Below are 24,611 nucleotides of genomic sequence, written 5' to 3'. Positions count from 1 at the left end.
GCCACCTGGCGCAACCTCGCCATCGGCGCCCCGCGGCTGGCCGGCGCGACCAACATCGCCGCAGCTCTGCGACGCAACGCCCGCTACGCGGACCGCCCGCTCACCCTGCTCGGCCTCAAGTGATCACGAAACGGACGCCCGCCGACTACGCCGAAGCCCTGGCTCCGCCGACCTTCACTGGTCGACTTGATTCGGTCGCTGTGTCGATGCACAGGTGGGCAGGACCTCACGTGCATCCCGCAATTTTTTCTTCCTTACGCGACGTCCATTGGGCGATGTTCTTTGCCACCTCCCGGACATCTGGTGGAGCAGTGTCTAGGGGTATGAGCCCTGCCGGGTACGGACGAGACCAGTAACCGGAATCCAACCGGAACACGAAGAATCCCTTATTGATGCTATTCATCAAGGGCTGCCATCCGTCGTGAATGGTGAATTTAATCCGCTCGCAGTGAGATACGTTGCCAACTTCAATGTATTGCTCGACTTGCGAGCTTGGGCTACGGGTCTGGCGGAGTTGGAGCATTCCATTGGCCAAACCTCCATCGGAGCGGTTTTCGATGGTCACCAGATGCGGGGTTGTGGGATCATCAACGGACCATGAGATCCTTGCCGCAGTGGCCAAGCCGGCGAGGGTGGCAATCTTTACCTGAGCTTCCTCCAGTTTTTTGGAGTTTTCTGTTTGCTGATTCTGCAGCTTTTCTTGTTTGACTGCTGCGGCTTCTTGATTTTTCTGTGCGTTATCCTGGTCGACTCTATTAGAGATGCCCAGTCCGAGTGTTGCCAGAATTCCGGCTGCGCCTATTCCAGCCATCACCCAGTCTTTCGTTTCCATAGCCTCTCCCTGGAATCGCATGCCCCAGCAATGATCGTCTCGTTCCATTCTTACTAAATCAGCAGGCGTGACGCCGCCACCGCATTTGTTGCGCCGAATGGGTGTATCTGGCTGCACGAAGCGTTTGAGGATCTGGGAGCTTCCACCAGGTTGGGCTGTGGGAGGCACCCACCTCGAACCTGACCGCACCTTCACATGGCCTTACAAGGAACAGCTCGCGGTCACTCGCGTGCACCTGGAGTGACGGGCGATGGCGCCGCTACCTGGGCACGGTCGGCCGATGGCTGCTGACTGAGTCCTGGGCCGTCCCTGGGCCGTCCGAAGCCAACCAACGCCGACAGTCGACACCCACAGGTGACCACTCCCACGGGTCACGTCCGCGGGAGTGGTGTATCGACGGCCACTCGGTGATCTCGTTTTGACGCTATGCGGTGAGTTCGGTGGGCAGGGCTGTCTCGCCGGTTTCTGACTCGATCGGGTGGAGGCGGGCCTTGGCCAGCAAGTCGAGTCCCATGTAGCGGCGGGCCTCGGTCCATTCGTCGTTCTGCTCGGCCAGCACCGCGCCGACCAGCCTGATGACGGCGGTGCGGTCGGGGAAGATACCGACCACGTCGGTGCGGCGACGGATCTCCTTGTTCAGCCGCTCCTGCGGATTGTTCGACCAGATCTGCCGCCAGACCTCGCGCGGGAACGCGGTGAAGGCCAGCAGCTCGTGCTGAGCGGTGTCCAAGTGGGCTGCGGCCTTGGGGAACTTGGTTTCCAAAGCGTCCAGCACGTGCCGCATCTGGGCCATCACGGCGTCGGTGTCGGGCTGTTCGAAGACCGTCCGCAGCAGCGTGGCCACCCACGGCTGGGCAGACTTCGGAACCTGACTCAGCAAATTTCGGGCGTAATGCGTGCGGCATCGCTGCCAGGAGGCTCCGGGCAGAACCGCGCCGATCGCGTTCACCAGGCCGGTGTGAGCGTCGGAGATGACGAGCTGGACGCCGGACAGGCCGCGGGCGACGAGCGAGCGCAGGAAGGCGAGCCAGCCGGCGCCGTGCTCGGCGGTCGCGACGTCGAGGCCGAGGATCTCGCGGTGGCCGTCGGCATTCACGCCGACCGCGATCAGCACGTGGACGTTGATGATGCGGCCGCCCTCACGGACCTTCTGGGTCAGGGCATCCACCCAGACGAATGCGTAAGGGCCTTGGTCCAGGGGCCGGTTGCGGAACGCGGCGACCTGCTCGTCCAGGTGCTTGGCCATCGCGCTCACCTGGGACTCCGACAGCTGGGTGACGCCCAGGGACTCGGCGAGCTTCTCGACCCGGCGCGTACTGACACCGAGCAGGTAGGCGGTGGCGACCACCGAGATGAGGGCCTGTTCGGCCCGGCGGCGCCGTTCGAGGAGCCAGTGCGGGAAGTAACTGCCCTGCCTCAGCTTGGGGGTGGACAGCTCGACGGTGCCGGCGCGGGTGTCCCACTCGCGCGGGCGATATCCGTTGCGGTGGTTGACGCGTTCGTCGTTGACCTGCCCGTATTCGGCGTTGCAGAGAGTATCCGCCTCCGCGGACATGAGTGCGTCGGCGAACGTCTTGACCAACGCGCGCAGTAGATCGGGACTCGCCGCGGCGAGGTTGTCTTCCGCGAGGGCGTGCAGGGGCAGACTGTCTGGTGCGGTCATCGTGCTGATCTCCTTCGAGGCTTCGACACCTCGGAAGATCAGCCGGTGGCCGTTCATCTATGCGGGCACCATCCCGATGCCGGAGCAAACCCCGGATCAGGTCGAACCCGTACACCACTTCCCTGGACGCAACCCTCCCACCCGCTCTGGCCTGGGCTCCCCGAGTTGATCTGCCACACTGGAAGGGTTTTGCCTGCACCCGGAGAACTGGTGGACGCACGCTGATCCCGCGCACCGGAGCAGCAGCAGATGAGTGTCTAACTGCGTGACAACGCCGACAGACAATGGCGGACAAGCGCGGACGCATGCAGGCCATCGGAGCAGGCGAGAGACTCAGCGGCCCAAGGTGAGACGCTCACCCAAGTTGCTCCGGGATAAAGAGGTCAGCCACGCTTGGAGGGGTAAACGAAGTTGATCGGATCGTATCGCTCTCCCCTCCTGGGGATTTAACTTCAATCACCGAGATTTGTTGGGCTCATGCGTCGAGGGCCGTTCGGATCGAAGTAGCCGTTCGCCGCCACTGCAGGCCCTGTATTGATCGCGGCTTGATACCTCTCCTCCACGATCTCGGCAAACTCTGCAGCTCTTTTTCGCCGACCGCCTATCGTGGTGTGGATCCACCTGTTACGTCCGTGACTCCAATGCAACCTGCCGATATCGCTCGAATGCCATCGGCATATCTGGCGGCTCCCAACATGCAGCTAGAGCCGGGTCTTCCATAGCCAGATAGATCATTTCTCGATGTGTAGCTCTATCACGTTCGTCCCTAATGATCCTTGTCTGTTGCGCTTGATACACAAGCGAGATCGCAACACCGGCTAGGGCGATGCCGGACAGCAGTACGGATGCCGCGCTGTAGGCCTGACCGATGTCACTGAGCAGCATGAACGGTGTAGCGAGGATTACTGCCAGCGAAGCTGCCGATATCGCAACGACAGCTACCAGGCGACAGGAAAATCTCAAGCCGAGACCCATGACCCCTCCGCTGACTCGAGTCTGCAACCCATGCTGGCCACGCGGAGGGTCAGGAACAAGAGCGCCGACCTTCGCTCGACTACACCGGGGCACTCTTGTATGGACATGACCTCTGCGCTGGGGGTGCAGGAGGCGCACGAATGCCGATCGGTTGGCCACCAATGCTGACTTGCGTCGGCTGAGACTCGTCAGTACTCCGAAGCCTCTCCGGGCCAGGATCGGCGCCCCATGGCGCTCGCAATGCGAAAATTCGCAGGACAGCGGCAGTTGGAGTTCGTGCGGCGGAACGCTCTCAACCCGTCGTGGCGCCGTCACCGTCGGGGGCGCTCGCCCCTAGCAGCCCCCTGAATCGCCTGGCGCGCCTCACTCGACCGGCCGGAGAGGCCGATCTTCGGCACCCACACTGGGGCCGTCCACGGGCCGTCCGAGGATGGCCGACGATGACCAACAACGACCATACGAGCGCTACTGAGAAGCACGAGGTGAGCCCGCACGCCCTGAACTGGCTGCACGCGCCCTCTTGTTGACCCGCGCTTTACCTGCGACCCTGAGAGCCCCCCACTTGTGAACTTGTGAATTCCTGAACTAACGGACCTCGATCCGTCGGCCACCGGGAATTCCCTAGGAGGTGGCTCCAGTCCATGCTCGTCCGCGACGCCATGAGCACGGTGGTCCTCACCATCGGCCCCGCCCACACCCTCCGTCAGGCAGCCGCCCTGATGTCCGCCCGCCGCGTCGGCGCGGCCGTGGTCCTCGACCCCGACGCCGGCGGCATCGGCATCCTCACCGAACGCGACATCCTGAACTCCGTCGGCCTCGGCCAGAGCCCCGACACGGAGCGCGCCCACGACCACACCACCAACGACGTCGTCTTCGCCGCCCCGTCCTGGACGCTGGAGGAGGCGGCCCGCGCCATGGCCCACGGCGGATTCCGCCACCTCATCGTCCTCGACCGCGGCGAGCCCGCAGGCATCGTCTCGGTCCGCGACATCATCCGCTGCTGGGCACCCGCACAACAGCACGTGCCCGCCTGAGCACGCAGGGGCCGGGAACCCGGAAACCGGGAGATCGGAAGACCGGGAGACCGGTTCTCCGGGAGACCGGGTCCTCGGCTTTGGATTTAATCCAAGTTGAGATTAGATCCAAATTCACACCTGTTCGGAAAATGGTCCGCCTGCTGTTAAGCTGGGCTTCATGAGCGACCTTCTTCAACGGCTGCGCGGACGCGGATGGCGGATGACCGCGCAGCGGCGCGTCGTGGCCGAGGTTCTCGACGGCGAGCACGTCCACCTGACGGCCGACGAGGTCCACTCCCGGGCGGTCGCCAAGCTGCCCGAGATCTCCCGGGCGACCGTCTACAACACCTTGGGCGAGCTGGTCTCCCTCGGCGAGGTGCTCGAGGTCTCCACGGACAAGCGCGCCAAGCGGTACGACCCGAACGCACACCGGCCGCACCATCACCTGGTCTGCGCCCAGTGCGGCGCGATCCGCGACGTCCACCCGAGCGGCAACCCGCTCGCCGACCTCCCCGACACGGAGCGCTTCGGTTTCACCGTCTCGGACGTCGAGGTGACGTACCGCGGCATCTGCCCGAACTGCGCGGCGGCCTAGCGGCCTGCACCAGAGCCCCGGCATTTCCTTGAGGATGCCGGGGCTTTGTGCTGCACACAGGCTTCCTCTGCGGCCGGCCACTTCCCGTGAACGCGGAAACACCGAGGGCCGGAATCCATTTCTGGATTCCGGCCCTCGGTCTTCAGTAGCGGGGACAGGATTTGAACCTGCGACCTCTGGGTTATGAGCCCAGCGAGCTACCGAGCTGCTCCACCCCGCGGCGATGAATCCAACATTACGTCAGCGGAGACGACAAACGCAAATCGCTTACGGCAGCCCCCTGCGTCACGCCGACAACTCCTCCCGCAGCGCGTCCCGCAGCCGGGCCGCCCGCTCGGACACCGCCGCCGGCCCCAGCCTCACCGCCCGGTCCGCCCAACGCTGCCCCTCCGCGAGTTCGCCCTGACGCGCGTAGACCAGGGCCAGCCGGAGCGCGGCCCGTCCGTGGCCCGCGTCGGCGGCCCGGGTCCACCACACCGCCGCCTCGGGCTCGCTGCCCTCCCTGGCCAGCAGCAGGCCCAGGTTGAAGGCGCCGTTGCGGGAGCCGGCCTCAGCGGCCGCGCGGTACCACCGGGCCGCCTCCACCACGTCGCCGCGGGCCGCGGCCATCATGCCGACCCGCACCTGCGCCCGCCGGTGCCCCTGGGACGCCGCGCGCTCGTACCACTCCTCGCACTCGGTCTTCTCGTGCGCGGGCTCCCCCAGCTCGTGTGCGGGCGCGGGCGGCCGCCGGGCGTCCAGCACGGTCGCCAGCCGGTACGCGGCCTCCGCGCTGCCCCCGCCCGCCGCGCACCGCAGATGCCGCTCGGCCGCCTGCTCGTCGCCGTCCCGCAGCCGGGCCATGCCGACCTGCAGCGCCGCCTCGGTGTGCCCGGCGGCCGCGGCACGCTCGTACCATCGCAGCGCGACGCCCGCGTCCTCCTCGGTGCCGCGCCCGGCGTGCAGGATGCCCAGGTTGAACGCGGCGTCCACACTCCCTGCCTCGGCGGCCTTGGAGAACCACGGCTCGGCGCCCGCCGTGTCGCCCCCCTGCAGCAGCAGGATCGCCAGCGCGTTCGCCGCCTCGCGGTGGCCGGCGTAGGCGGCGCGGCGGTACCACTGCTCGGCCTGTGCGGTGCGTCCCTGCTCGGCGCAGAGCAGCCCGAGGTTGTACGCGCCGTTGTCGTCCCCGGCGTCCATGGCCGCCCGGTACCAGCGCTCGGCGGTCTGGGTCTGCCCGCGCTCGGCGTGCAGCGCGCCCAGCGCGTTTGCGGCGTTGCCGTCGCCGTCCTGCGCGGCCCTGAGCCACCACACGGCGGCGCTCTCGGTGTCCCCGGCGTCCCGCAGCAGGAAGCCGAGCGCGCAGGCGGCCCGCGCCTCGCCGTCCTTCGCGGACGTCAGATACCAGCGCCCGGCCTCCTTGAGCTCACCGCGCTTCTCGAGGATCGCCCCGAGGTGCAGCGCGGCGCGGCGGTGCCCGCGCGCGGCGGCCTGCCGGTAGAACTGCTCGGCCTCGGCCAGCAGGGCGACACCGTTGTCAGACCCACTCTCGCCCTCGCCCACGGCCTTGCGATCAAGCGCGCGCGCCAGCCGGTACGACGCCTCCCGGTGCCCGCGCTCCGCCGCGGCCCGCATCCAGTCCCCGGCGCCGGCGTCCCCGCGGTGCTCCAGCAGATCGGCGAGCGCGTAGGCGCCCAGGGCGTGTCCCTGTTCGGCGGACTGGCGCAGCCAGTACTCGGCGGCGGGCTCGTCCCCGCGTTCGCGGTGGTGCCGGCCCAGGGCGTGCGCAGCCGCCGCGGAGCCGGCGACGGCGGCGATCCGCCACCAGCTGGCGGCCTCGTCGGCGTATCCGCGCTGGTGAAGAAGAACCCCGAGATTGTTCGCGGCGGCGCGGTCACCCGCGGCGGTGGCGGCACGCAGATGGGGCTCGGCTCCGTCGAGATCACCGCGGCGCAGCAGCATGGCCCCGAGGACGCTCATCGCCTCGACATCGCCGGCCTCGGCCGCGAGCCGCTGACGAACTTCCTCGACGGCCTCCTCAGCCACCTCCCCCACTTCGGCGGGTTCGGAAGGCTGCACAAATCGCCCTGTCTCGAACAGAGTTGCCTTGTCCCCCATAACGTCCATCGTCGCACCACCTGCAACCTGGGTACACCTGGTATACCGCAGCCAGTGAGGTCAATTCAGCGTTTTGTCGACATGCCCACAGAGAGACAAGTCAAACACAGTTCCCTCAACTCCCCGTGGTGGCGCGACCATCCCCCGGATCGGCACATCCGTTCGCACATCACGAAGGCCCGGATCCTGATGGATCCGGGCCTTCGACTTCCGTAGCGGGGACAGGATTTGAACCTGCGACCTCTGGGTTATGAGCCCAGCGAGCTACCGAGCTGCTCCACCCCGCGTCGTTGTGTGCCAACCGTACCACGACGCGGGGGTTCCTTGATCAGCCGCTGCCGGAGGAGCTGCTCGGGCTCGGACTACCGCTCGGACGGGGGCTGCCGCTCGGGCTCGGGCTGCTGCTCCTGTTTCCACCGGTTCCGCCGGTCTTGTCGGCCTTGGCCTGCGCGTCCTCGGCCCGCTTGAGCGCGTCCTCGAGGTCCTTCTGCGCCTCGCCGTACGCCTGCCAGTCGTTCTTCTTGAGGGCTTCCTGGCCGGCGTCGAAGGCCTTCTGGGCGTCGTTCAGCGCCGCTTGGACCGTCGGGTTGCTGGACGTCGGTGGCTCGGTCGTCCCCTGGTCCGGCGGTGGCGTGGTCGAACTCTCGGCTCCGAAGACCTTGTTGAGGGCCTCGTCGAGGGTGTTCTCGAAGGCGGTCTTGTCGCCGTAGCTGACCAACACCTTCCGCAGCAGCGGGTACTTGAGTCCACCACCGCGTACGTAGACCGGCTCCACGTACAGCAGTCCTCCGTCGAGTGGCACGGTCAGCAGGTTGCCGTACTCGATGTCGGAGTCGCCGCCCTTCAGCAGCTTGATCGACTCGGCGATGTCCTGTTCGGAGTTGAACTGGCTCTGCACCTGTTTGGGTCCGTCGACCGTCGTACTGGTCGGCAGTTTCAGGATTCTGATCTTGCCGTAGTCGCCGGTGCCCGCCTCGGCGTCGACCGTCATGAACGCACTGAGGTTGTCCCGGCCGTTGGGCGTGAACGTCGTCGTCAGTGAGAACGCCTGCGCCGACTGGTCGGGCATCTTCATGCTCAGGTAGTACGGAGGTACCGCGTTGCCCGACTTGTTGGTCGGGTCGTCGGGGACCTGCCACACCTCGCTGCCGCTGAGGAAGGTCTGCGCGTTGGTGACGTGGTAGCGGGTCAGCAGCTCGCGCTGGACCTTGAACAGGTCCTGCGGGTAGCGCAGATGGTCCATCAGGGACTGCGAGATGGCGGCCCTGGGCTTGACCGTGCCCGGGAACGCCTTCATCCAGGTCTTCAGGACCGGGTCCTTGGTGTCCCACTGGTAGAGCTTGACCTGACCGGTGTACGCGTCGACTGTCGCCTTCACCGAGTTGCGGATGTAGTTGACCTGGTTCTGCTGGGCCACCACCGCACGCGAGTTGTTGGTCGCGGTGAGCGAGTCGGCCGTCGTGTCCCCCAGGGTCGTACGGGAGGCGTACGGATAGCCGTTGGTCGTCGTGTACGCGTCCACGATCCACTGGATGCGGTGGTTGACCACCGCCGGGTACGCGTCGCCGTCGATGGTCAGCCAGGGAGCCACGGCTTCGACGCGCTCCTTGGGAGTGCGGTTGTACAGGATGCGCGAACCCTCGCCGATCGCACCGGAGTAGAGGATCTGCGGCTCGTTGAACGCCACCGCGTACGCGGCCCGGTTGATCGGGTTGGCGAGGTTGACGCCGCTCTCGCCCTGGTAGCTGGTGGTCTTCTCACCGCTGTCGTCGGAGTAGTCGATCTCCTTCTGGGGACCGCCGACGATCGAGTAGGTGGTGGTCTTCTCGCCGTAGTAGACCTGCTGTTCGTACCTTCCGAGGTTTCCCTTGGAGGGCAGGTCGGACTCGGTGAAGACGGGCTGGCCGTTGGGGTCGGCCGCGGTGCCCTTGGCGGCGACCACGCCGTAGCCGTGGGTGTAGCGGAAGTGGTCGTTGATCCAGTTGTTCTTCGGGATGCCGTTCAGGTTCAGCTCGCGCAGACCGATGACCGTGTCTTGATCCCCGGCGTTCTTGCCGTCCTTGCTGTACCGGTCGACGTCCAGGTTGGTCGGGAACGCGTAGTAGTTCCTGATCTGCTGCAGCTGCTGGAACGTGGGCGAGACGATGTTCGGGTCGAGGATGCGGATGCTCGCCGTGGAACCGACGTCGTTGCGCAGCTTGCTGTTGTCCTTGCCGGTGCCCGTCCCCGAGTAGTCGCTGACCTTGGTGTCGTCGATGCCGTAGGCCTCGCGCGTCGCCTTGAGGTTCTTCTGGACGTACGGCGCTTCCTTGGCCTGCTCGTTGGGCTGGACCTGGAACTTCTGGACGATCGCCGGGTAGAGCCCGCCGATCAGGATCGCCGAGAGCACCATCAGGCCGAAGCCGATCACGGGCAGCTGCCAGGTGCGCCGCCACAGGGTGGCGAAGAACAGCAGCGCGCAGATGACGGCGATGCAGAACAGGATCGTCTTCGCGGGGAGGTAGGCGTTCGCGTCGACGTACCTGAGGCCGGTCCAGTCGTCCGTCGCCTTGAAGTCGCTGGACTTCACCGCGAGGCCGTACCGGTCGAGCCAGTACGCGATCGCCTTCAGGGCGACGAAGACGCCGAGCAGCACCGACAGATGGCCCGTCGCGGCGGCCGTGGCACGCGCGCCCGGGGAGGTGACCCTGAGGCCGCCGTACAGGTAGTGCGTGAGCGCGGCGGCGATCAGGGACAGGATCGCGGCGGCGAAGCCGAAGCCGAGCAGGAAGCGGTACCAGGGCAGGTCGAAGGCGTAGAAGGAGACGTCGAGGTGGAACTGGGGGTCCTGCTGGTGGAAGGGCACGCCGTTGACCCACATCAGCCAGGTGCGCCACTGGCTGGACGCCGAGGCGCCGGCGATCAGACCCACCAGGGCGGTGATGCCGAGCAGCAGCCAGGTCTTGTAGGGAGCGATGCCCATCCGGTAGCGGTCGAGGCTCTGCTGCTCCATCGACATGGCGCTCAGCGGCGGTCGCAGCCGGTGCGCCAGCCAGATGTTGAAGCCGACCGCGAGGGCCATCAGCAGGCCGAAGACGAAGAACAGTCCGATCTTCGTCCACAGCGTGGTGGTGAAGACGGACGAGTACTTCACAGAGCGGTACCAGAGCCAGTCCGTCCAGAAGCCCGCGAACATGGTGAACGCCATGCCGAGTACGGCAAGGACGCCCAGCGTCATGAGCAGGGTCCGGACTCGCCGGGACGGGCGGCCCACTCTGATCCGTGGCCCCGTCGGGCCTCCGCCGCGGTCCGGCATCTGGAAAGCCAAGGTGCGCACCTCGAAGTCGCTGTCGGTTCGTCAGGCCCGCGTGTTCGTGGACCTTCCGTGGCCCCCCGTGATCGTGGGCCCACACCTATGCAACTTACTCACCGTTTACTCGGTTCCCGATTCCGGCTGTGAACGAGGCAGGATTGTGACCATGTCCAACACTCCCATGGCAGCGAGCCCGCTCACCCGGGCCGTACTCGAGATCGACGAGTACGCCTCCGGCCTCGGCTGGGACCAGCCCGCCCGCCTCTTCGCCCTCGTAGACACCGCTCGCCTGCGGTCCCAGGAACCAGCCCTCGCGGCCCAGCTCGGCCTGGAGAACGAGCCCGAGACCAGTGGTCTCACCCCGATCGAGCAGGACGAGATCCCGGCCGGCAAGCCGCTGGACGAGTTCCTCGCCACGATCGCCTGGCCCGACGCGGTGGCCGGCTGCGCGCTGACGGTGGAGCGGCTGATGCTGCCGCCGTCCGCCGAGGCCCAGGTCCCGGAGGGCCTGGACGAGGCCTCGCTGTCGAAGTGGGTGGCGGACCACCCGGGCCGTCAGGAGGTCCGTATGACGGTCGCGGTCCTGCGCGACGGCGCCCGCGACTCGGCTCTGCGGCTGCGGGACAAGGACGCCCCGACGGAGGTCCTCACGGGCGCCGGCCTGGTGCCGGGCCTGGCGGAGGCGCTGTCGGCGACGTTCGAGGAGTAGGCGGGCGGGCCCGCGCAGGCCGCGCGGGCTACTTCGTCGTGCACTTCGGCAGGTCGGACGTCTTGTCGGTGCGGATGTCCTTGAGCGCGCCGAGGGCGTCGCCGATGGTGTTCACCTTGACCAGGGTGAGCCCGTCGGGGGTGTCCTTGGCGGCGGCCGCGCAGTTGTCGGCCGGCGTCAGGAAGTACTGGGCGCCCTTGCTGCGCGCGCCCACCGTCTTCATCTCGATGCCGCCGATCGGGCCGACCTTGCCGTCGTCGTCGATCGTCCCGGTGCCTGCCACGAACCTGCCGCCGGTCAGGTTGCCCGGTGTGAGCTTGTCGTAGAGGCCGAGCGAGAACATCAGTCCGGCGCTCGGTCCGCCGACGTCGGCGAGCTTGATGTCGATGGCGAACGGGAACGTGTGGTCCGTCCCGGCGGAGATGCCGACGATGGCGCGCTTCTCGCCGCGGTCGTCGGAGGTGGCGGTCTTGATCGTGATGTTCCGGGTCCTGGTCGCCGTCGTGTTCTTCTTCTCGGCGGCGGCCTGGTCCTTGGCGGGCACGATCGTGAAGACGACGTTCTGGCCGGACTTGTGCTTGGTCACGAGCTTGGCGACGTCGGTCGGCTGCTTCACGGCCGTGCCGTCGACGGCCTTGATCACGTCACCGGCGTGCAGTCTGCCCTGGGCCGGGGAGCCCTTGACCACCGTCGAGACGATCACGAAGCTCTTCACCGGGATGTCGAGTTCCTTCAGGGCGGCGACCTTGGCGCTCTCCTGGGACTGGCTGAACTCCTCGGCGTTCTCCTGGGTCGACTGCTCCTCGGTCTTGCCGTCCGGGTAGAGCGTGTCGTGCGGGACGACCTTGCCGTCGTGGGCGAGCCAGCCGTAGACGGCCTCGACGAGGTTCATCCGGTAGTCGGCGCTGGTGACCCGCACGGTCGTCATGTTCAGGTGGCCGCTGGTCGCGTAGGTCTTGCGTCCGGAGATCTGCAGCACCGGCTCGCCGTCGTGGTCCCCGAGCGTGTTCACCGTCGGTCCCGGGGACATCTCCGAGTACGGCACGGGGATGAATACTCCCGCGCACAGGAGCGCGATCAGCATCAGGGTGGAGGCGAGCATCGTCGCGGTGCGGCGTGGCATGCCAAGACAGTACGGGACGGTCCTGTCAGCGCACCGTCAGCCCCGCCTCTGTCTTGTCATGTACCGGAGTCGGACTTCTCCATGGCCTCACAGAACCGGGCGTACCCGGTGAGCTCGGGTCCGTCGCTGCGCATCTTCCGGGTCCGGTTGGCCCAACTGCCCCACAGGCCGGCGCCTATCGCCGCGACGAGCGGAATCAACAACCACAGGAGTGCCCCCATGCCGACCTCCCGACCCCGGTGAGCGACCGCAACAACTGACTGGTCAGCAGATTAACCATCTGCACTGACAACGCTCATGGCAGGGGTGCGGTTACGCAACTCCAGTACGGCACAAGGGTTCAGCCCCTCACCGACGGCGCTACGCGCCGACCCATTCGTCGGTGCCGTCCGAGAACGTCTGGTGCTTCCAGATCGGCACTTCGTGCTTGAGGTCGTCGATCAGCTTCCGGCAGGCCTCGAAGGCCTCGCCGCGGTGCGGGCACGACACGGCGACGACGACGGCGAGGTCACCGACCTGGAGGTCACCGACGCGGTGTACGGCGGCCAGGGCCCGCACCGGATGGTCGGCGACGACCTTCTCGGCGATCCGCCGCATCTCGGCCTCGGCACTGGGGTGGCACGAATAGCCGAGCTGGTCGACGTCGGCGCCTGAGTCGTGGTTGCGCACGGTCCCCACGAAGAGCGCGGTCCCTCCGGCGGCGTCGTCGCCGACGGCCCTGAAGACCTCGTCCAGGGAGAGCGCGGTCTCTCGGATGGCGATCAGCTTGACGGGGTCCTGTGCGGCCTGCTCGCCGGGGTGGTCGTTGGTGGGTGCCATGCCTCCATCGTGCCGCACGCCACTGACGGCACGGAATAGACGTTTCGCCCGGCACGCGCGCGTGGGTGCTTGGAGTCTCCTACAGGGCTCGCCGCGGGCCGCCGTCCAGGGCTCGCCCGCAGGCCCCGTGCAGGGCTCGGCGTCAGATCCGGCGCCGGGCCTTGCGTGCCCGCCGCACCACGGCAGCGGCACCGAGCAGGGCCACCGTCGCACCTGCGGCCCCGGCGGCCGTCGCGTCCTTGCGGCCCAGTCGCCGCCCGGCGACCGTGTGCCTGCCGGAGACCTCCTCCAGGAGTTCCGCGAGCACTTCCTCGTTGGTCCACTGCGGCCGCCACCCGGCGTCGTGCAGCCGGCTTCCGCTCACCACCCACGGGTACATCGTGTACGCCAGGTCTCCGGCCGGGGACGGTGTCAGCCCGATCCGGTGCAGCCGGGCCGCCGCACCGAGGGCCACCGCCGACGGCAGTTCCATCCGCCGGATCCCGCTGAGCTCCTCGACCTCCTCCTGCTCCAGCCATCCGTCGCAGCCCACCGCGAGTTCGCCGTCGACCTTCTCCAGGACGGCGTACTCCAGTGCGCTGCACAGATCTTCGACATGGCAGAACTGCCAGGCGGGCCGTGACCCGGCGACGACAAGCAGCCGGGGCGACTCGAAGTACCTGGTCAGTGCGGTGTCCGTGCCTCCGATCAGCACGGCGGGCCGTACGACGGTGACGTTGAGTCCCGGGTGGGCCCGCGGGGCGCGCCGGGCGAGCCGCTCGATCTCCAGCAGGTCCCCGACTCCGGTGGCCTCGGCCGTGGCCCGCAGCTCGGCGTCCTCGGACAGCGGCAGTTCGTTGTCGGGCAGCGCCCCGTACACCATCGCGGAGGTGCACAGCACGACCCGGTGGATCCCGGCCGCGGCGGCAGCCGTCAGCACGGTCTGCGTCCCTCGTACGTTGTAGGCCGTTCGGGCGGCGGCGTCGGTCTCCAGGTCGAGATCGAGCGCCAGGTGCACCACGACGTCCGCGCCCCGCAGTTTGTCCGCGATGGCCGGATCCCGTACGTCCAGGATGTGCCACTGTGCCGCCGCGCACTCGCCGCGCCGTTCGTCGATGGCGACGACCTGCTTGATCTCGTCCGAGGCGGCGAGCCGCTCGGTGAGCAGGGCGCCGATGCCGGACGCGGCGCCGGTGACCGCGACGACGGGTCCGCGGGTGGCGGAATGGGTTGACTCGTTTCGCGCTGCGCGAACCTGCGGATCTGGGGAACTCACCGGGCGTCTCCAGCGGTTGTCTTCTGTAAGAACGCGAGTGACGCGTCCGTACCAGGTGGCATCCATCCTGCCGCAGGCCAGGAGTCGGCGAAGCACCGAGGCCCGAACCGCCCGCGGTGTCTACGCTGGGTGGTGTTATCGGGCAGTCGTGCCGTCGGACACAACCGGCGGCCTTACCAGCCGAGGAATCCCGTGAGTGACACCCCATTCGGATTCGGCCTTCCGCCGGAGGAGCCGGAAGACGGCGACGAGGGCAAGAAGAAGGACCAGGAGAGCGGTGGTGGTCAGGGACCGGCCAACCCGTTCGGTTTCGGCGGGCTGCCCGGAGCCGGAGGCTTTGGCGCCCCCGGTGCGGACAATCCGCTCGCAGCCATGTTCGGTTCGCTGAACCCCAACGACCTGGGCGCCGCCTTCCAGCAGCTGGGCCAGATGCTCTCGTACGAGGGCGGCCCGGTGAACTGGGACATGGCCAAGCAGATCGCGCGCCAGACGGTCTCCCAGGGCACCCCTGACGGCACCAAGGACACGAGTGTCGGCCCCGCCGACCGGACCGCGGTCGAGGAGGCGGTGCGCCTGGCCGACCTGTGGCTGGACGACGCGACGTCGCTGCCGTCCGGCGCCGGCACCGCCGTGGCGTGGTCCCGCGCGGAGTGGGTCGAGGCGACCCTGCCCGCGTGGCAGGAGCTGGTCGACCCGGTCGCCGAGCGGGTCGGCGCGGCGATGGGCGATGTCCTGCCGGAGGAGATGCAGGCCATGGCCGGCCCGCTGATCGGCATGATGCGCTCCATGGGCGGCGCGATGTTCGGCACCCAGATCGGGCAGGCCGTCGGTGTACTCGCGGGCGAGGTCGTCGGTTCGACCGACATCGGCCTGCCGCTGGGCCCGGCCGGCAAGGCCGCGCTGCTGCCGGTGAACGTCGAGGCGTTCGGCAAGGACCTGGGCGTGCCGAAGGAGGAGGTGCGGCTGTATCTCGCCCTGCGCGAGGCCGCCCACCAGCGCCTGTTCGCGCACGTGCCGTGGCTGCGCTCTCACCTGTTCGGCGCAGTCGACGGCTACGCGCGCGGGATCAAGGTCGACACGGCCAAGCTGGAGGACGTGGTCGGCCAGTTCGACCCGCAGAACCCGGAGCAGCTGCAGGACGCCCTGCAGCAGGGCATGTTCCAGCCGGAGGACACCCCGGAGCAGAAGGCGGCCCTGGCCCGTCTGGAGACCGCTCTGGCGCTCGTCGAGGGCTGGGTGGACGCGGTGGTGCACGCGGCCGCGAAGCCGCGCCTGTCGTCAGCGGACGCGCTGCGTGAGACCCTGCGCCGCCGTCGCGCGACGGGGGGTCCGGCGGAGCAGACGTTCGCCACGCTGATCGGTCTGGAGCTGCGTCCGCGAAGGCTGCGGGACGCGTCCCGTCTGTGGGCGTCGCTGACGGACGCGCGCGGGGTCGACGGCCGGGACGCCCTGTGGGCCCACCCGGACATGCTGCCGACGGCGTCCGACCTGGACGATCCGGACGGCTTCGTGCACCGCGAGCAGCTGGATTTCTCCGAGCTCGACAAGATGCTGGGTGAGGCGGCGGGCGGTTCCACGGGGAAGCCGGACCTGACGAAGGGCACCTCCGAGGACGACTCCAGGACCGACAAGGGCGACGGCAAGGGCGACGACACCGAGTGAGCCTGTACGACGACGCGGTCCTCGTCCTGAAGGGGTACGGGGAGCAGGAAGAGCTGCGCGAGGCGTATCTCGACCACTTGGCGGCCCACCCGGACGGCATGTGGAAGGCCTGCCACGCGGGACATGTCACGGCGAGCGCCCTGGTGATCGATCCGGAGCGCGGCCGGGTCCTGCTGACCCTGCACAGGAAGCTGCGGATGTGGCTTCAGATGGGCGGCCACTGCGAGCCGGGGGACGCCACTCTGGAGGCGGCGGCACTGCGCGAGGCGACGGAGGAGTCGGGGATCGCGGGGCTGACGCTGCTCGCGGGCGGTCCGGTGCGGCTGGACAGGCACCCGATTCCGGCGCCCTGCCACTGGCACTTCGACGTGCAGTACGCGGTCGTGGCACCGTCCGGGGCGGTCCAGGAGATCAGCGACGAGTCCCTCGACCTGCGCTGGTTCGCCTACGACGCGGTGGCGGACGTCGCGGACGAGTCGGTCGTACGGCTGCTGGAAGCCACCCGCGCGCGGCTGTGACCCTCGACAACGCGTAAGGGGCACCCGCTAGTGCGGGCGCCCCTTACGTTGGCTTTCTGGACGCTCAGCTCCAGACGTTGCCCTGGTTCTGTGCCCGCGCCCCGTGCTGCCCCATGCCGTACTGGGCGGCGAGGCCCTGCCCGACCTGGGCGTTCTGCGGCGGGAGCAGCTCGCTCGGCTGGACGAGCGCGAAGCCGCTGCCCATGAAGCTGAGTTCCCAGCCCTCACCGGTGTTGCCGCGGCGCCGCCACACCCCAGAGGAGTGCGTCTGGGCCTGCATCTGGACGCGCAGCCCGGTCGACCAGGCGACGATCGCGTCGGCGTCGCAGTTGACGTACTTGTCGGGCGTCACCTGCATCATCAGCGGCGCGCCGGACGTCATCAGGGCGACCTTGCCGCGGCCGGTGATGTTGAGCTGGTACTTCCCGGACCCGGAGATGCCGTACTGGCTGTCGACGGCGATGACCTCGTGGTGCAGCGAGGAGTCCATCGCGAGGACATAGCTGCTGTCGACCGTCAGCCCGTCCTGCTCGACCTCCACCACGTGGACGTGCTGGGCGAGGTTGGCGAGGTAGACCGTGCCCTGCCCGTGGCAGCGCATCAGGTTGAGGCCCTCGCCCGTTGCCGCACGCGCGTACGCCTGCTGGGTGTTCTGGTACTCGGCGTCGAACTCGACGAGGCCCTGGTAGGCGACCATGGTGCCCTTGCGGGCCAGGATGTCGTCGTGGCCCTCCAGGGTGACGCGCAGCATCTGCTTGTTCTGCAGGCTGTAGCGCTCCTGGGACTGCGAGTCGTTGAAGGCGAAAAGCGGACTCTGCATGGCGTTTCTGGCTCCCCCTCAGCCCCGGAACCGGAGACGGTCGGTGCTGTCCTCGCTGGGCTGGACGACGACGATGCCCTGACCGGAGAAGGCCATCTGGAAGGCCTCGCCGCTGCCGCGGCCGATCAGCGACTGCGCTTTGAAGCTGCGCTTGCCCTTCACCTTGAGGTTCGGGGACCAGGCGACGAGCGCGTCCGGGTCGACGTAGGTCTCGTCCTCGCCGCCGCCGCAGTCGACGACGATGGGCTTGCCCCGGGAGGTCAGCGCGACCCAGCCCTGCCCGGAGATCTTGGTGTTCCACAGGCCCTGTCCGGCGAACTTCGCGAGGCCCTTGACTCGCTCGACACCCCAGGTGAGGGACGCGTCGAAGGCGAGCAGGTTGGTGGCGTTGACGGAGATGCCGTCGCCGTTGAGGTTGATGACGACGACGTTGGCGCCGTAGTCGGCGAGGTAGAGCAGTCCGTCGCCGGAGCACTTCATCAGGGGCGCGCCCTCGCCGGTGATCCAGTCGCGGGCGATCTGGCGCACGGCCGGCGGGTTGGGCTCGTACTGGATGAAGCCTTCGTAGGCGACCATCGACCCCACGCGCGCGAGGAGGTCGTTTCCGGTCTGCATGGCGACCTTCAGCATCTGGTTGCCGTGGTTCTCCATGCGGGTGGTGATGGGTGCGGGGGCGTAGCCCGCGAGTGGCTGGTTCATGACGGGCTCCCTCAGACCTCGTAGGGCTGGACGACGACGAAGTTGCCGGGGGCGGCCCGGAACTGCAGGTTCACGCTCTCCCCGGTGTCGCCCGGGTAGGCGTTGCGGCGCATCCGCACCTGGCTGGAGACGATCACCTGGGCGGCGGCCGACCAGGCCACGACGGCGTTGCAGTCGGCGAAGGTCGTCGGCGTGACCGGCAGGACCACGGGCGTGCCGTGCGTCTTGACGACGATCGTGCCGGTGCCCTGGAACTGCATGGTGAACAGGGCGCCTCCGGGGATGCCGTGTCCCTCGATGCGGCGGACCTCGTACTGGAGGCTCTCGTCGAAGGCGAGGACGTTCTCCGCGGAGACGCAGATCGCGTCGCCCTGGAGCTCGACGGGGTGCAGGTGGGTGGAGTTCTCGGCGAGGAACACCTGGCCCTGGCCGCTGCAGCGCATCAGCTGCATCTCCTGGCCGGTGGCGTTGCCGACGATCCGGCCCGCGAAGCCCGCGCCCTTGTAGCTGAAGTCGACCTTGCCCTGGTAGAGCACCATGCTGCCCTGGCGGGCGAGCACGGGCTGGCCGCCGATGCCGAGGTCGACGCGGACGAGCTTCTTGTTCTGCTGCGTCCAGCGCTGCCCGGTGGGCGTCTCCTTGAACTGCTGGAGCGCGGCGGCGACACCGGCACCGCTCTGGGGTGCGCCCTGCGGAACCCCGTAGGCCTGCTGCCCCGGAGCCTGCCCGAAGGGAGCCTGCTGGCCGTAGCCAGGGGGCGGGGTGGGCTGCCCGTAACCGGGAGGCGGGGTGGGCTGGCCGTAACCCGGAGGCGGGGTCGGGGCCTGGGGCGCGTGCGGCGCCTGGGGCTGGCCGTAGCCGGGCGGCGGCGGGGCGGTCTGACCGGGGGGCTGGCCGTACGGCTGCTGCTGGGGCGGCTGACCGTACGGTGCGGGCACCGGACCGGGGGGCGGCACCGGGGCACCGCCGGGCGGGGCCATGGGCGCGATGAGAGTGGGCGCGGCGTGCACATTCGGCACGGGCGTGGGGGGCGGAGTCGCTCCCGGGGGCGGCGCGAAGCCCTGCGGGGCGGGCGCGGGGGCCGGGACAGGCGCCGCCGGGGCGCCGAACGCGGGCGGTGCGAAGCTGGGTGCGGCGCCGGTCTGCGGCTGCTGAGGGGCAGGCGCCGCCGGGGCCTCCTCCTCGAGGACCTCGCCGCCGAAGTTCTTCAGCAACGCGTCCAGGCCGCCGTCGAAGCCCTGTCCGACGGCCGCGAACCGCCACACGTCCTTCAGGTAGAAGTCGCCCAGCATCACGGCCCGTTCGGTGGAGAACTCCGAGCCGTTGAAGGAGTACCGGGCCACCTCCTCGCCGCCCGCGACGATGCGGATGTGCCCGGGGGCGATCTGTGACATCTGTCCGGCGCCGTCGAGTGTCGCCGTGAACGACAGCTTCTGGATCTGCGCGGGGACCTTGTCGAGCGTGATCCGGAAGGACTCCGAATCGCCGGCCTGCGCGCCCAGGAGCTGAATGGACTCCTCGGGCGACTTCGGCTGGTTGAAGAAGACGAAGTAGCGGTCGTCCGAGAGCCGTTCGTCGGCGTCGAGACCGAAGCAGCTGATGTCGAAGGTCAGTCCGGGACCGCTGATCTGCACGCCTACGTACAGATCGGTGCCCGCGGTGAGGTCACTGATCCTGGCCTTGTGGCCGCGTTGGAATTCCCTGGCCATGCGTAACGACCGTCCCCCATCCCGAATGCGATTGCGTCGCGCCAGGCTAACGGCAAACTCGGACACCGGATGAAGTCGGTACAGACCCGGTACACAACCATCGCGCCCAGGTGGCCGTCACTCCCCGCGAGCACCCGGCAGATGCGGCAGCCGATCGGCGGCGACCACCCCTTCGAGATAGCCCCGGGCCCGCTCGGTCCGCGGATACGCCTCCAACAGCCGCCAGAAACGGGGACCGTGTCCGGGCACGAGCAAATGTGCCAGCTCATGGAGCAGAACGTAGTCGACGACGTACTCGGGCATCCCCTGCAGCCGGTGCGACAGCCGGATGCTGCCTTCCGACGGGGTGCACGAACCCCAGCGCGTGTTCTGGTTGGTGACCCAGCGCACCGAGGCGGGCCGGGCGCGGCCGTCGAAGTACTGGGCCGAAAGCCGCTCCGCGCGCCCGGCCAGCTCGTCGTCGCCGAGGACCCGCTTGCTCTCCTGCGCGGCCAGCTTGTCGAGCATGACGGTCACCCAGCGCTGCTCCTCCGCCTCGGACATCCGAGCGGGGATGAGTACCACGGTGCGATCGCCCTCGCGGTACGCGGAGACCGTCCGGCGTCGACGGGAACTCCTGCGGACCTCGATCGCGCTCGCCACCGAGCCGCTCGGCGGCTGGCTCGTCGTTCTGCGCTGTGGCGTTCCGGCGCTCTGCAGTGGGTCGGCGGGCACGCCCCGACGTTACCCGTTGCACACGGGTGAAGTCCCGACTCCGGGACGGTTCCGCGCCGATCGCCCACCGCGCGCTCGATTTGTACGACGAATCCTCGCAGCTTGTGGACAACTTTCCGCACCCGTCGCCCGGTTTGGGCATGCTGGTTCTCGCCGGGGCAGCCACGACCCACCGTCGACGCGGTCACCGACCGACTTCCACCGGCGAACGGGGATGTTCAACGAAGGCATACGGGGGCCTGCCATGAATCAGATCGTTCCGCTTGTTCCAGTCGCTCCAGTCGCTCCAGCTGTTCCAGTGATGAAGCCCGCGCTCAGGCGCGGCTGGCGCGACCTCAACACCGTGCAGTTCGGGATGACACCGGCGCACGCCCTGACACTCGGTCCGATGGACACGGCGACGGGCAGCTTCCTCGACCTGCTCAACGGAACCCGGGGGCTGCCCCTCCTGCGCGAGGAGGGCCGCCGCTTGGACCTCCCCGACGGCCATGTCGACCGACTGGTGGAGCGGCTGGCGCGGGCCGGCCTCCTGGACGACGCGAAGGGCGGCGGACCGGCCTCCGACACGCTGCGCGGCAAGAAGGACGTCATCGCCCGACTGCGGCCCGACCTCGCCTCACTGTCCCTGATCACCTCCGAACCGGGCGACGCGATCAGGCAGCTGGCGGCGCGCCGCTCACTGCGCGTACAGGTACGGGGCGCGGGCCGGGTGGGCGCGGTGCTGGCCTCGCTGCTGGCCGGCGCGGGAATCGGGGAGGTCGATGTGCGGGACGTCGGCCGGGTCGAGGCCGGGGACGTGGCGCCGGGCGGACTGCCCGCCGAGTCCATCGGCCAGCGCCGCGACGAGGCCGCCCGACAGGCCGTACGCCGCTCCGCTCCCGACCGCCCACCGCGCCGCAGTCGCACGGCCCCGCTCCAGGACGGCGAGCCCGGCTTCTCACTGGTGATCCTCGCCCCTCGCGACGACGTCGCCGTGCACGCGCCTCCGCCGTCCACCGCGGAACCCCTCATCGCCTCGGGCACACCGCATCTGTACGCAGGCGTCGTGGAGGCGACCGGCATCGTCGGCCCCCTCGTCCTCCCAGGTGAGACGGGTTGCGCGGGCTGCCTCCACGAGGGTCGCACCGACCGGGATCCGGCCTGGCCCCGGCTGGTCGCGCAGTGGCGCTCCGGCGCGCCACGCCAGGCGCGGCCCTGCGATCTGACGCTGGCCACAACCGTCGCCGGACTGGCGGCCGCGCACGCGCTCGCGTTCCTGGACGGCCGCCTCCCTAGCAGCGTCGGCGCGCGCTGGGAGGTCTCCCTGCCCGGTCTGACCTGGCATGCTCGACCGGTGTGGGCACATCCCGCATGCTCGTGCGGCGCCGCGGAGAAAGGTAAGGGAGAACACACCTCCGAGGACGAGGAGTCACACGAGACAATGGCAGGGCATCGGTCGCCGGAGCAGTTGTGCCGTAAGGCAGACGCGGCGCGGCCGGCAGGGACTTGGAGGGCGCATGTCTGATCTTCCGCGCAAGGCGGTCACCCGGACCGCCAAGCTCGCCGCGCTTCCGCTCGGCTTTGCCGGGCGGGCGACGTGGGGACTCGGCAAGCGGATCGTCGGCGAGTCCGCGGAGATCGTCGGCCGCGAGCTGCAACAGCGCACGGCGGATCAACTGTTCAAGGTGCTCGGCGAGCTCAAGGGCGGCGCGATGAAGTTCGGCCAGGCCCTGTCCGTCTTCGAGTCGGCGCTGCCCGAAGAGGTCGCCGGCCCCTACCGTGCGGCGCTGACGAAGCTGCAGGAGGCAGCGCCGCCGATGCCGACCAGCACCGTGCACCGGGTGCTCGGCGACCGGCTGGGTGGGGACTGGCGCGACCTGTTCCTCGAGTTCGAGGACAAGCCCTCCGCGGCTGCCTCGATCGGGCAGGTGCACCGTGGGGTGTGGCACGACGGCCGCGAGGTGGCAGTCAAGGTGCAGTACCCGGGAGCGGGCGAGGCCCTCCTGTCCGACCTGACCCAATTGAGCCGATTCGCCCGATTGTTGGGGCCGCTCATCCCCGGCATGGACATCAAGCCTCTGATCGCGGAGCTCAAGGACCGCGTCTCGGAGGAGCTGGACTACGGCCTGGAGGCCCAGGCCCAGCAGGCCCACGCCGAAGAGTTCGCGGACGACCCGGACGTCCTGGTGCCCGGCGTGGTCCACCAGTGCGACCAGGTACTGATCACCGAGTGGATCGACGGGATTCCGCTCTCGGAGATCATCGCGGACGGCACCCAGGAACAGCGCGACCGCGCCGGCCAGCTCCTGGCCCGCTTCCTCTTCTCCGGCCCGGCCCGCACCGGCCTGCTCCACGCCGACCCACACCCGGGCAACTTCCGCCTGCTGCCCGGCGACCCGGACGGCGCAGACGAATGGCGCCTGGGCGTCCTGGACTTCGGCACCGTCGACCGACTCCCGGGCGGCCTGCCGACCCCCATCGGCGACTCCCTGCGCATGACCCTCGACGACGAGGCCGAGTCCGTCTACGACCTCCTCTGCGCGGAGGGCTTCGTCAAAGACTCAATAGAGCTGGACCCGAGCGCCGTCCTCGACTACCTCCTGCCGATCATCGAACCCGCCAGGGTCGACGAGTTCACCTTCACTCGCGGCTGGATGCGCAGCCAGGCGGCCCGCATCGCCGACCCCCGCTCCCCCGCCTACCAGCTGGGCAAACAGCTGAACCTGCCACCGGCCTACCTCCTGATACACCGCGTGACACTGAGCACCATCGGCGTGCTGTGCCAGCTGGGGGCGACGGTACGGCTGCGCGAGGAGCTGGAGGAGTGGCTTCCGGGATTCGTCCTGGAGGAAGCCGTCGAGGAGGAGCCGGCAGTGGAGGCGTGATCCGGGCTGCCGTGGTGTGTGTCTGAGGGGCGGGGTGGGGGTGGGGGCGGGGGGGAGAGGCCCCCAGGGAGGACTGGCGAGTGGTCTTACCACCAGGCCGAGTCCAACCGCCCCTCGATAGCCCTGAGGTTCTCCCTGGAGCAGGTGTCGCAGATGTACTGGCGGACGCCGTTCTCCACCGAGCAGGTCCAGGTGGGCGGCGGGCTCTGTGCCTGGGCGCCGCAGCGGGCGCACATCAGGGCTTGGGGCTCCGCCGGGGAGCCTGCGTCGTCGCTGCCTCCGGAAAGACTCGTCACCCGGTGACGATAACGCCGTGGTCGGCGGATCGCCGGGTGAACGCACCGCGGGGGCCGGTCCGTTCGGACGGACCGGCCCCCGCGGGGAGCTACTGCCTCCCTGGGCAGGGAGGCCACCGCTTCAGGTGTGGGTGCCTACTGCATGACCGCGATGGCAAGCGCACGACGGGCGCGCATGGAGGCGCGCTCGGCCCGGCGCTGCATCCGGCGGGCAGCCACCAGGCTCACGGCCCGGCGTTCCTGCTCCGCCTCATGCAGTCGCTCGCGCATATGCGCACGAGCCAGGGCTTCTGGGATGAGTTGCATCTCTCGGGTCCTGTTCTGGCGCGAGTCGGTCGCGCCGGTGGTGGTGAAATCTTCGATCGCGGAGCCGGTGGGCTCGCTGGTGGACGGCTTCATCGGGGCCTGCTTCTTGGGGTCGTTCGTGAGGGGGCGGTCGATCGTTCCTGTGGTGTTCATGCCGTGACCGGGTTCTTGCGCGGGCGGCCACGCGGCCGCTTCCGGGCGACGACGACACCCTGGACGAACAGCTCGCCACCCCAGACGCCCCAGGGCTCACGCCGCTCTTTGGCGCCGGCGAGGCAGGCCTCCATCAGCGGGCAGGTGCGGCAGAGGGACTTGGCGTACTCGACGTCGGCCGGCGACTCGGCGAAGAAGACCTCCGGGTCGTAGGAACGGCAGGGGACGGGTACGCCGAGGTTCTCGATGGCGTCGTCGAGCGCGGTGAGCGCGGTGAGCGGGATCAAGGTGGAGTCCTCCGTGAGGCCGGGCGGGGGGATCGTTTCGGAAGGCGGTACGGACGGGGCGTGCGCTTCGAGTTGCACGGTTCGTCTTCCTCGTCTGGTCGTTCCGGTCCTGTTGGACCGGGTGGCGGCTGGTACCGGGTTCTTTTCTTGTCCCGAGGCCCCTTCGCTCCGTCATCCCCGTTGGAGGACAAACAGAAGGGCCGCGGA

The 24,611-nt window shown here is 68.8% G+C and carries 23 protein-coding genes and 2 tRNA genes; 7 read left to right on the top strand and 18 right to left on the bottom strand.

Features of this window, described 5'->3' with window-relative positions:
• Positions 1-226: 226 nt before the first annotated feature.
• The 3 genes from ACYUED_RS29580 to ACYUED_RS29570 all read right to left on the bottom strand — a co-directional run bounded on the left by ACYUED_RS29580 (position 227) and on the right by ACYUED_RS29570 (position 3,380).
• Positions 227-832, bottom strand: a complete 606-nt coding sequence (locus ACYUED_RS29580) for a hypothetical protein (RefSeq protein WP_491286840.1) — start codon at positions 830-832, stop codon at positions 227-229.
• 424 nt (positions 833-1,256) lie between these two features.
• A complete protein-coding gene (locus ACYUED_RS29575; RefSeq protein ID WP_491286838.1) occupies positions 1,257-2,495 on the bottom strand; it encodes an IS256 family transposase in 1,239 nt (412 codons plus the stop codon).
• A 624-nt stretch (positions 2,496-3,119) separates the two neighbouring features.
• Positions 3,120-3,380: a DUF6082 family protein gene (locus tag ACYUED_RS29570; protein WP_491294488.1), complete on the bottom strand. Its 261-nt coding sequence runs from the start codon at positions 3,378-3,380 to the stop codon at positions 3,120-3,122.
• A gap of 731 nt (positions 3,381-4,111) precedes the next feature.
• On the opposite strand from ACYUED_RS29570, the gene ACYUED_RS29565 reads away from it, so the two are divergent.
• Positions 4,112-4,504: a CBS domain-containing protein gene (locus ACYUED_RS29565; RefSeq protein ID WP_491286836.1), complete on the top strand. Its 393-nt coding sequence runs from the start codon at positions 4,112-4,114 to the stop codon at positions 4,502-4,504.
• 160 nt (positions 4,505-4,664) lie between these two features.
• Positions 4,665-5,081 carry a Fur family transcriptional regulator gene (locus ACYUED_RS29560; RefSeq protein WP_266521256.1) on the top strand — a complete coding sequence of 139 codons (417 nt, stop codon included), beginning with the start codon at positions 4,665-4,667 and terminating at the stop codon, positions 5,079-5,081.
• A 146-nt stretch (positions 5,082-5,227) separates the two neighbouring features.
• Here ACYUED_RS29560 and ACYUED_RS29555 read toward each other — a convergent pair.
• The 4 genes from ACYUED_RS29555 to ACYUED_RS29540 all read right to left on the bottom strand — a co-directional run bounded on the left by ACYUED_RS29555 (position 5,228) and on the right by ACYUED_RS29540 (position 10,494).
• Positions 5,228-5,301 (bottom strand) — tRNA-Met (locus ACYUED_RS29555).
• A gap of 65 nt (positions 5,302-5,366) precedes the next feature.
• On the bottom strand, positions 5,367-7,187 hold the full coding sequence (locus ACYUED_RS29550; protein WP_491286833.1) for a tetratricopeptide repeat protein: 1,821 nt from the start codon (positions 7,185-7,187) through the stop codon (positions 5,367-5,369).
• A gap of 204 nt (positions 7,188-7,391) precedes the next feature.
• Positions 7,392-7,465 (bottom strand) — tRNA-Met (locus tag ACYUED_RS29545).
• 41 nt (positions 7,466-7,506) lie between these two features.
• On the bottom strand, positions 7,507-10,494 hold the full coding sequence (locus tag ACYUED_RS29540; protein WP_491286831.1) for a UPF0182 family membrane protein: 2,988 nt from the start codon (positions 10,492-10,494) through the stop codon (positions 7,507-7,509).
• Between the two features lie 142 nt (positions 10,495-10,636).
• Here ACYUED_RS29540 and ACYUED_RS29535 point away from each other — a divergent pair, with 142 nt between their 5' ends.
• The gene (locus ACYUED_RS29535) at positions 10,637-11,179 is read left to right on the top strand and encodes a PPA1309 family protein (RefSeq protein WP_491286829.1); all 543 of its coding nucleotides are present in this window, start codon (positions 10,637-10,639) and stop codon (positions 11,177-11,179) included.
• Positions 11,180-11,207: 28 nt separating this feature from the next.
• Here ACYUED_RS29535 and ACYUED_RS29530 read toward each other — a convergent pair whose 3' ends face one another.
• The 4 genes from ACYUED_RS29530 to ACYUED_RS29515 all read right to left on the bottom strand — a co-directional run bounded on the left by ACYUED_RS29530 (position 11,208) and on the right by ACYUED_RS29515 (position 14,376).
• Positions 11,208-12,302: a YlbL family protein gene (locus ACYUED_RS29530; protein WP_491286827.1), complete on the bottom strand. Its 1,095-nt coding sequence runs from the start codon at positions 12,300-12,302 to the stop codon at positions 11,208-11,210.
• A gap of 56 nt (positions 12,303-12,358) precedes the next feature.
• On the bottom strand, positions 12,359-12,523 hold the full coding sequence (locus tag ACYUED_RS29525; protein ID WP_491286825.1) for a hypothetical protein: 165 nt from the start codon (positions 12,521-12,523) through the stop codon (positions 12,359-12,361).
• A 139-nt stretch (positions 12,524-12,662) separates the two neighbouring features.
• Positions 12,663-13,121 carry a molybdenum cofactor biosynthesis protein MoaE gene (locus ACYUED_RS29520; protein ID WP_266521243.1) on the bottom strand — a complete coding sequence of 153 codons (459 nt, stop codon included), beginning with the start codon at positions 13,119-13,121 and terminating at the stop codon, positions 12,663-12,665.
• A 142-nt stretch (positions 13,122-13,263) separates the two neighbouring features.
• The gene (locus ACYUED_RS29515) at positions 13,264-14,376 is read right to left on the bottom strand and encodes an SDR family oxidoreductase (protein ID WP_266684616.1); all 1,113 of its coding nucleotides are present in this window, start codon (positions 14,374-14,376) and stop codon (positions 13,264-13,266) included.
• A 192-nt stretch (positions 14,377-14,568) separates the two neighbouring features.
• On the opposite strand from ACYUED_RS29515, the gene ACYUED_RS29510 reads away from it, so the two are divergent.
• Positions 14,569-16,038 carry a zinc-dependent metalloprotease gene (locus ACYUED_RS29510; RefSeq protein WP_491286822.1) on the top strand — a complete coding sequence of 490 codons (1,470 nt, stop codon included), beginning with the start codon at positions 14,569-14,571 and terminating at the stop codon, positions 16,036-16,038.
• Positions 16,035-16,556, top strand: a complete 522-nt coding sequence (locus ACYUED_RS29505) for an NUDIX hydrolase (protein WP_491286820.1) — start codon at positions 16,035-16,037, stop codon at positions 16,554-16,556. Before ACYUED_RS29510 ends, ACYUED_RS29505 begins: the two co-directional genes overlap by 4 nt.
• Positions 16,557-16,620: 64 nt before the next feature.
• Here the strand turns inward: ACYUED_RS29505 and ACYUED_RS29500 are convergent, their stop codons facing one another.
• The 4 genes from ACYUED_RS29500 to ACYUED_RS29485 all read right to left on the bottom strand — a co-directional run bounded on the left by ACYUED_RS29500 (position 16,621) and on the right by ACYUED_RS29485 (position 20,498).
• Positions 16,621-17,376 carry an AIM24 family protein gene (locus ACYUED_RS29500; RefSeq protein WP_266521232.1) on the bottom strand — a complete coding sequence of 252 codons (756 nt, stop codon included), beginning with the start codon at positions 17,374-17,376 and terminating at the stop codon, positions 16,621-16,623.
• Between the two features lie 18 nt (positions 17,377-17,394).
• Positions 17,395-18,075 (bottom strand): AIM24 family protein, encoded by a 681-nt coding sequence (locus tag ACYUED_RS29495; protein WP_491286819.1) that lies wholly within the window; start codon positions 18,073-18,075, stop codon positions 17,395-17,397.
• Between the two features lie 11 nt (positions 18,076-18,086).
• Positions 18,087-19,784, bottom strand: coding sequence for a TerD family protein (locus tag ACYUED_RS29490; protein WP_491286817.1), 1,698 nt, complete (start codon positions 19,782-19,784; stop codon positions 18,087-18,089).
• A gap of 117 nt (positions 19,785-19,901) precedes the next feature.
• Positions 19,902-20,498, bottom strand: a complete 597-nt coding sequence (locus ACYUED_RS29485; RefSeq protein ID WP_491286815.1) for a M48 metallopeptidase family protein — start codon at positions 20,496-20,498, stop codon at positions 19,902-19,904.
• Positions 20,499-20,799: 301 nt separating this feature from the next.
• Here ACYUED_RS29485 and ACYUED_RS29480 point away from each other — a divergent pair, with 301 nt between their 5' ends.
• Together ACYUED_RS29480 and ACYUED_RS29475 are read left to right on the top strand one after the other, a co-directional pair.
• Positions 20,800-22,002: a TOMM precursor leader peptide-binding protein gene (locus tag ACYUED_RS29480; protein WP_491286812.1), complete on the top strand. Its 1,203-nt coding sequence runs from the start codon at positions 20,800-20,802 to the stop codon at positions 22,000-22,002.
• Complete coding sequence (locus ACYUED_RS29475; RefSeq protein ID WP_491286809.1) at positions 21,995-23,362, top strand: ABC1 kinase family protein; 1,368 nt, start codon at positions 21,995-21,997, stop codon at positions 23,360-23,362. The genes ACYUED_RS29480 and ACYUED_RS29475 overlap by 8 nt, the downstream gene beginning before the upstream one ends.
• 86 nt (positions 23,363-23,448) lie before the next feature.
• Here ACYUED_RS29475 and ACYUED_RS29470 read toward each other — a convergent pair whose 3' ends face one another.
• The 3 genes from ACYUED_RS29470 to ACYUED_RS29460 form a co-directional block, all read right to left on the bottom strand.
• Positions 23,449-23,658: a hypothetical protein gene (locus ACYUED_RS29470; RefSeq protein WP_491286807.1), complete on the bottom strand. Its 210-nt coding sequence runs from the start codon at positions 23,656-23,658 to the stop codon at positions 23,449-23,451.
• A 135-nt stretch (positions 23,659-23,793) separates the two neighbouring features.
• Positions 23,794-24,117: a putative WhiB-interacting protein gene (locus tag ACYUED_RS29465; protein WP_491286805.1), complete on the bottom strand. Its 324-nt coding sequence runs from the start codon at positions 24,115-24,117 to the stop codon at positions 23,794-23,796.
• Entirely contained in the window at positions 24,114-24,482 is a 369-nt protein-coding gene (locus ACYUED_RS29460) for a WhiB family transcriptional regulator (protein WP_020119791.1), read from the bottom strand. Before ACYUED_RS29460 ends, ACYUED_RS29465 begins: the two co-directional genes overlap by 4 nt.
• Positions 24,483-24,611: the final 129 nt, after the last annotated feature.

It is taken from the genome of Streptomyces sp. DF42 (assembly GCF_058267695.1).
Note: the sequence above shows the minus strand (reverse complement) of the source record. Positions and strands in the feature narration are given on the sequence as shown.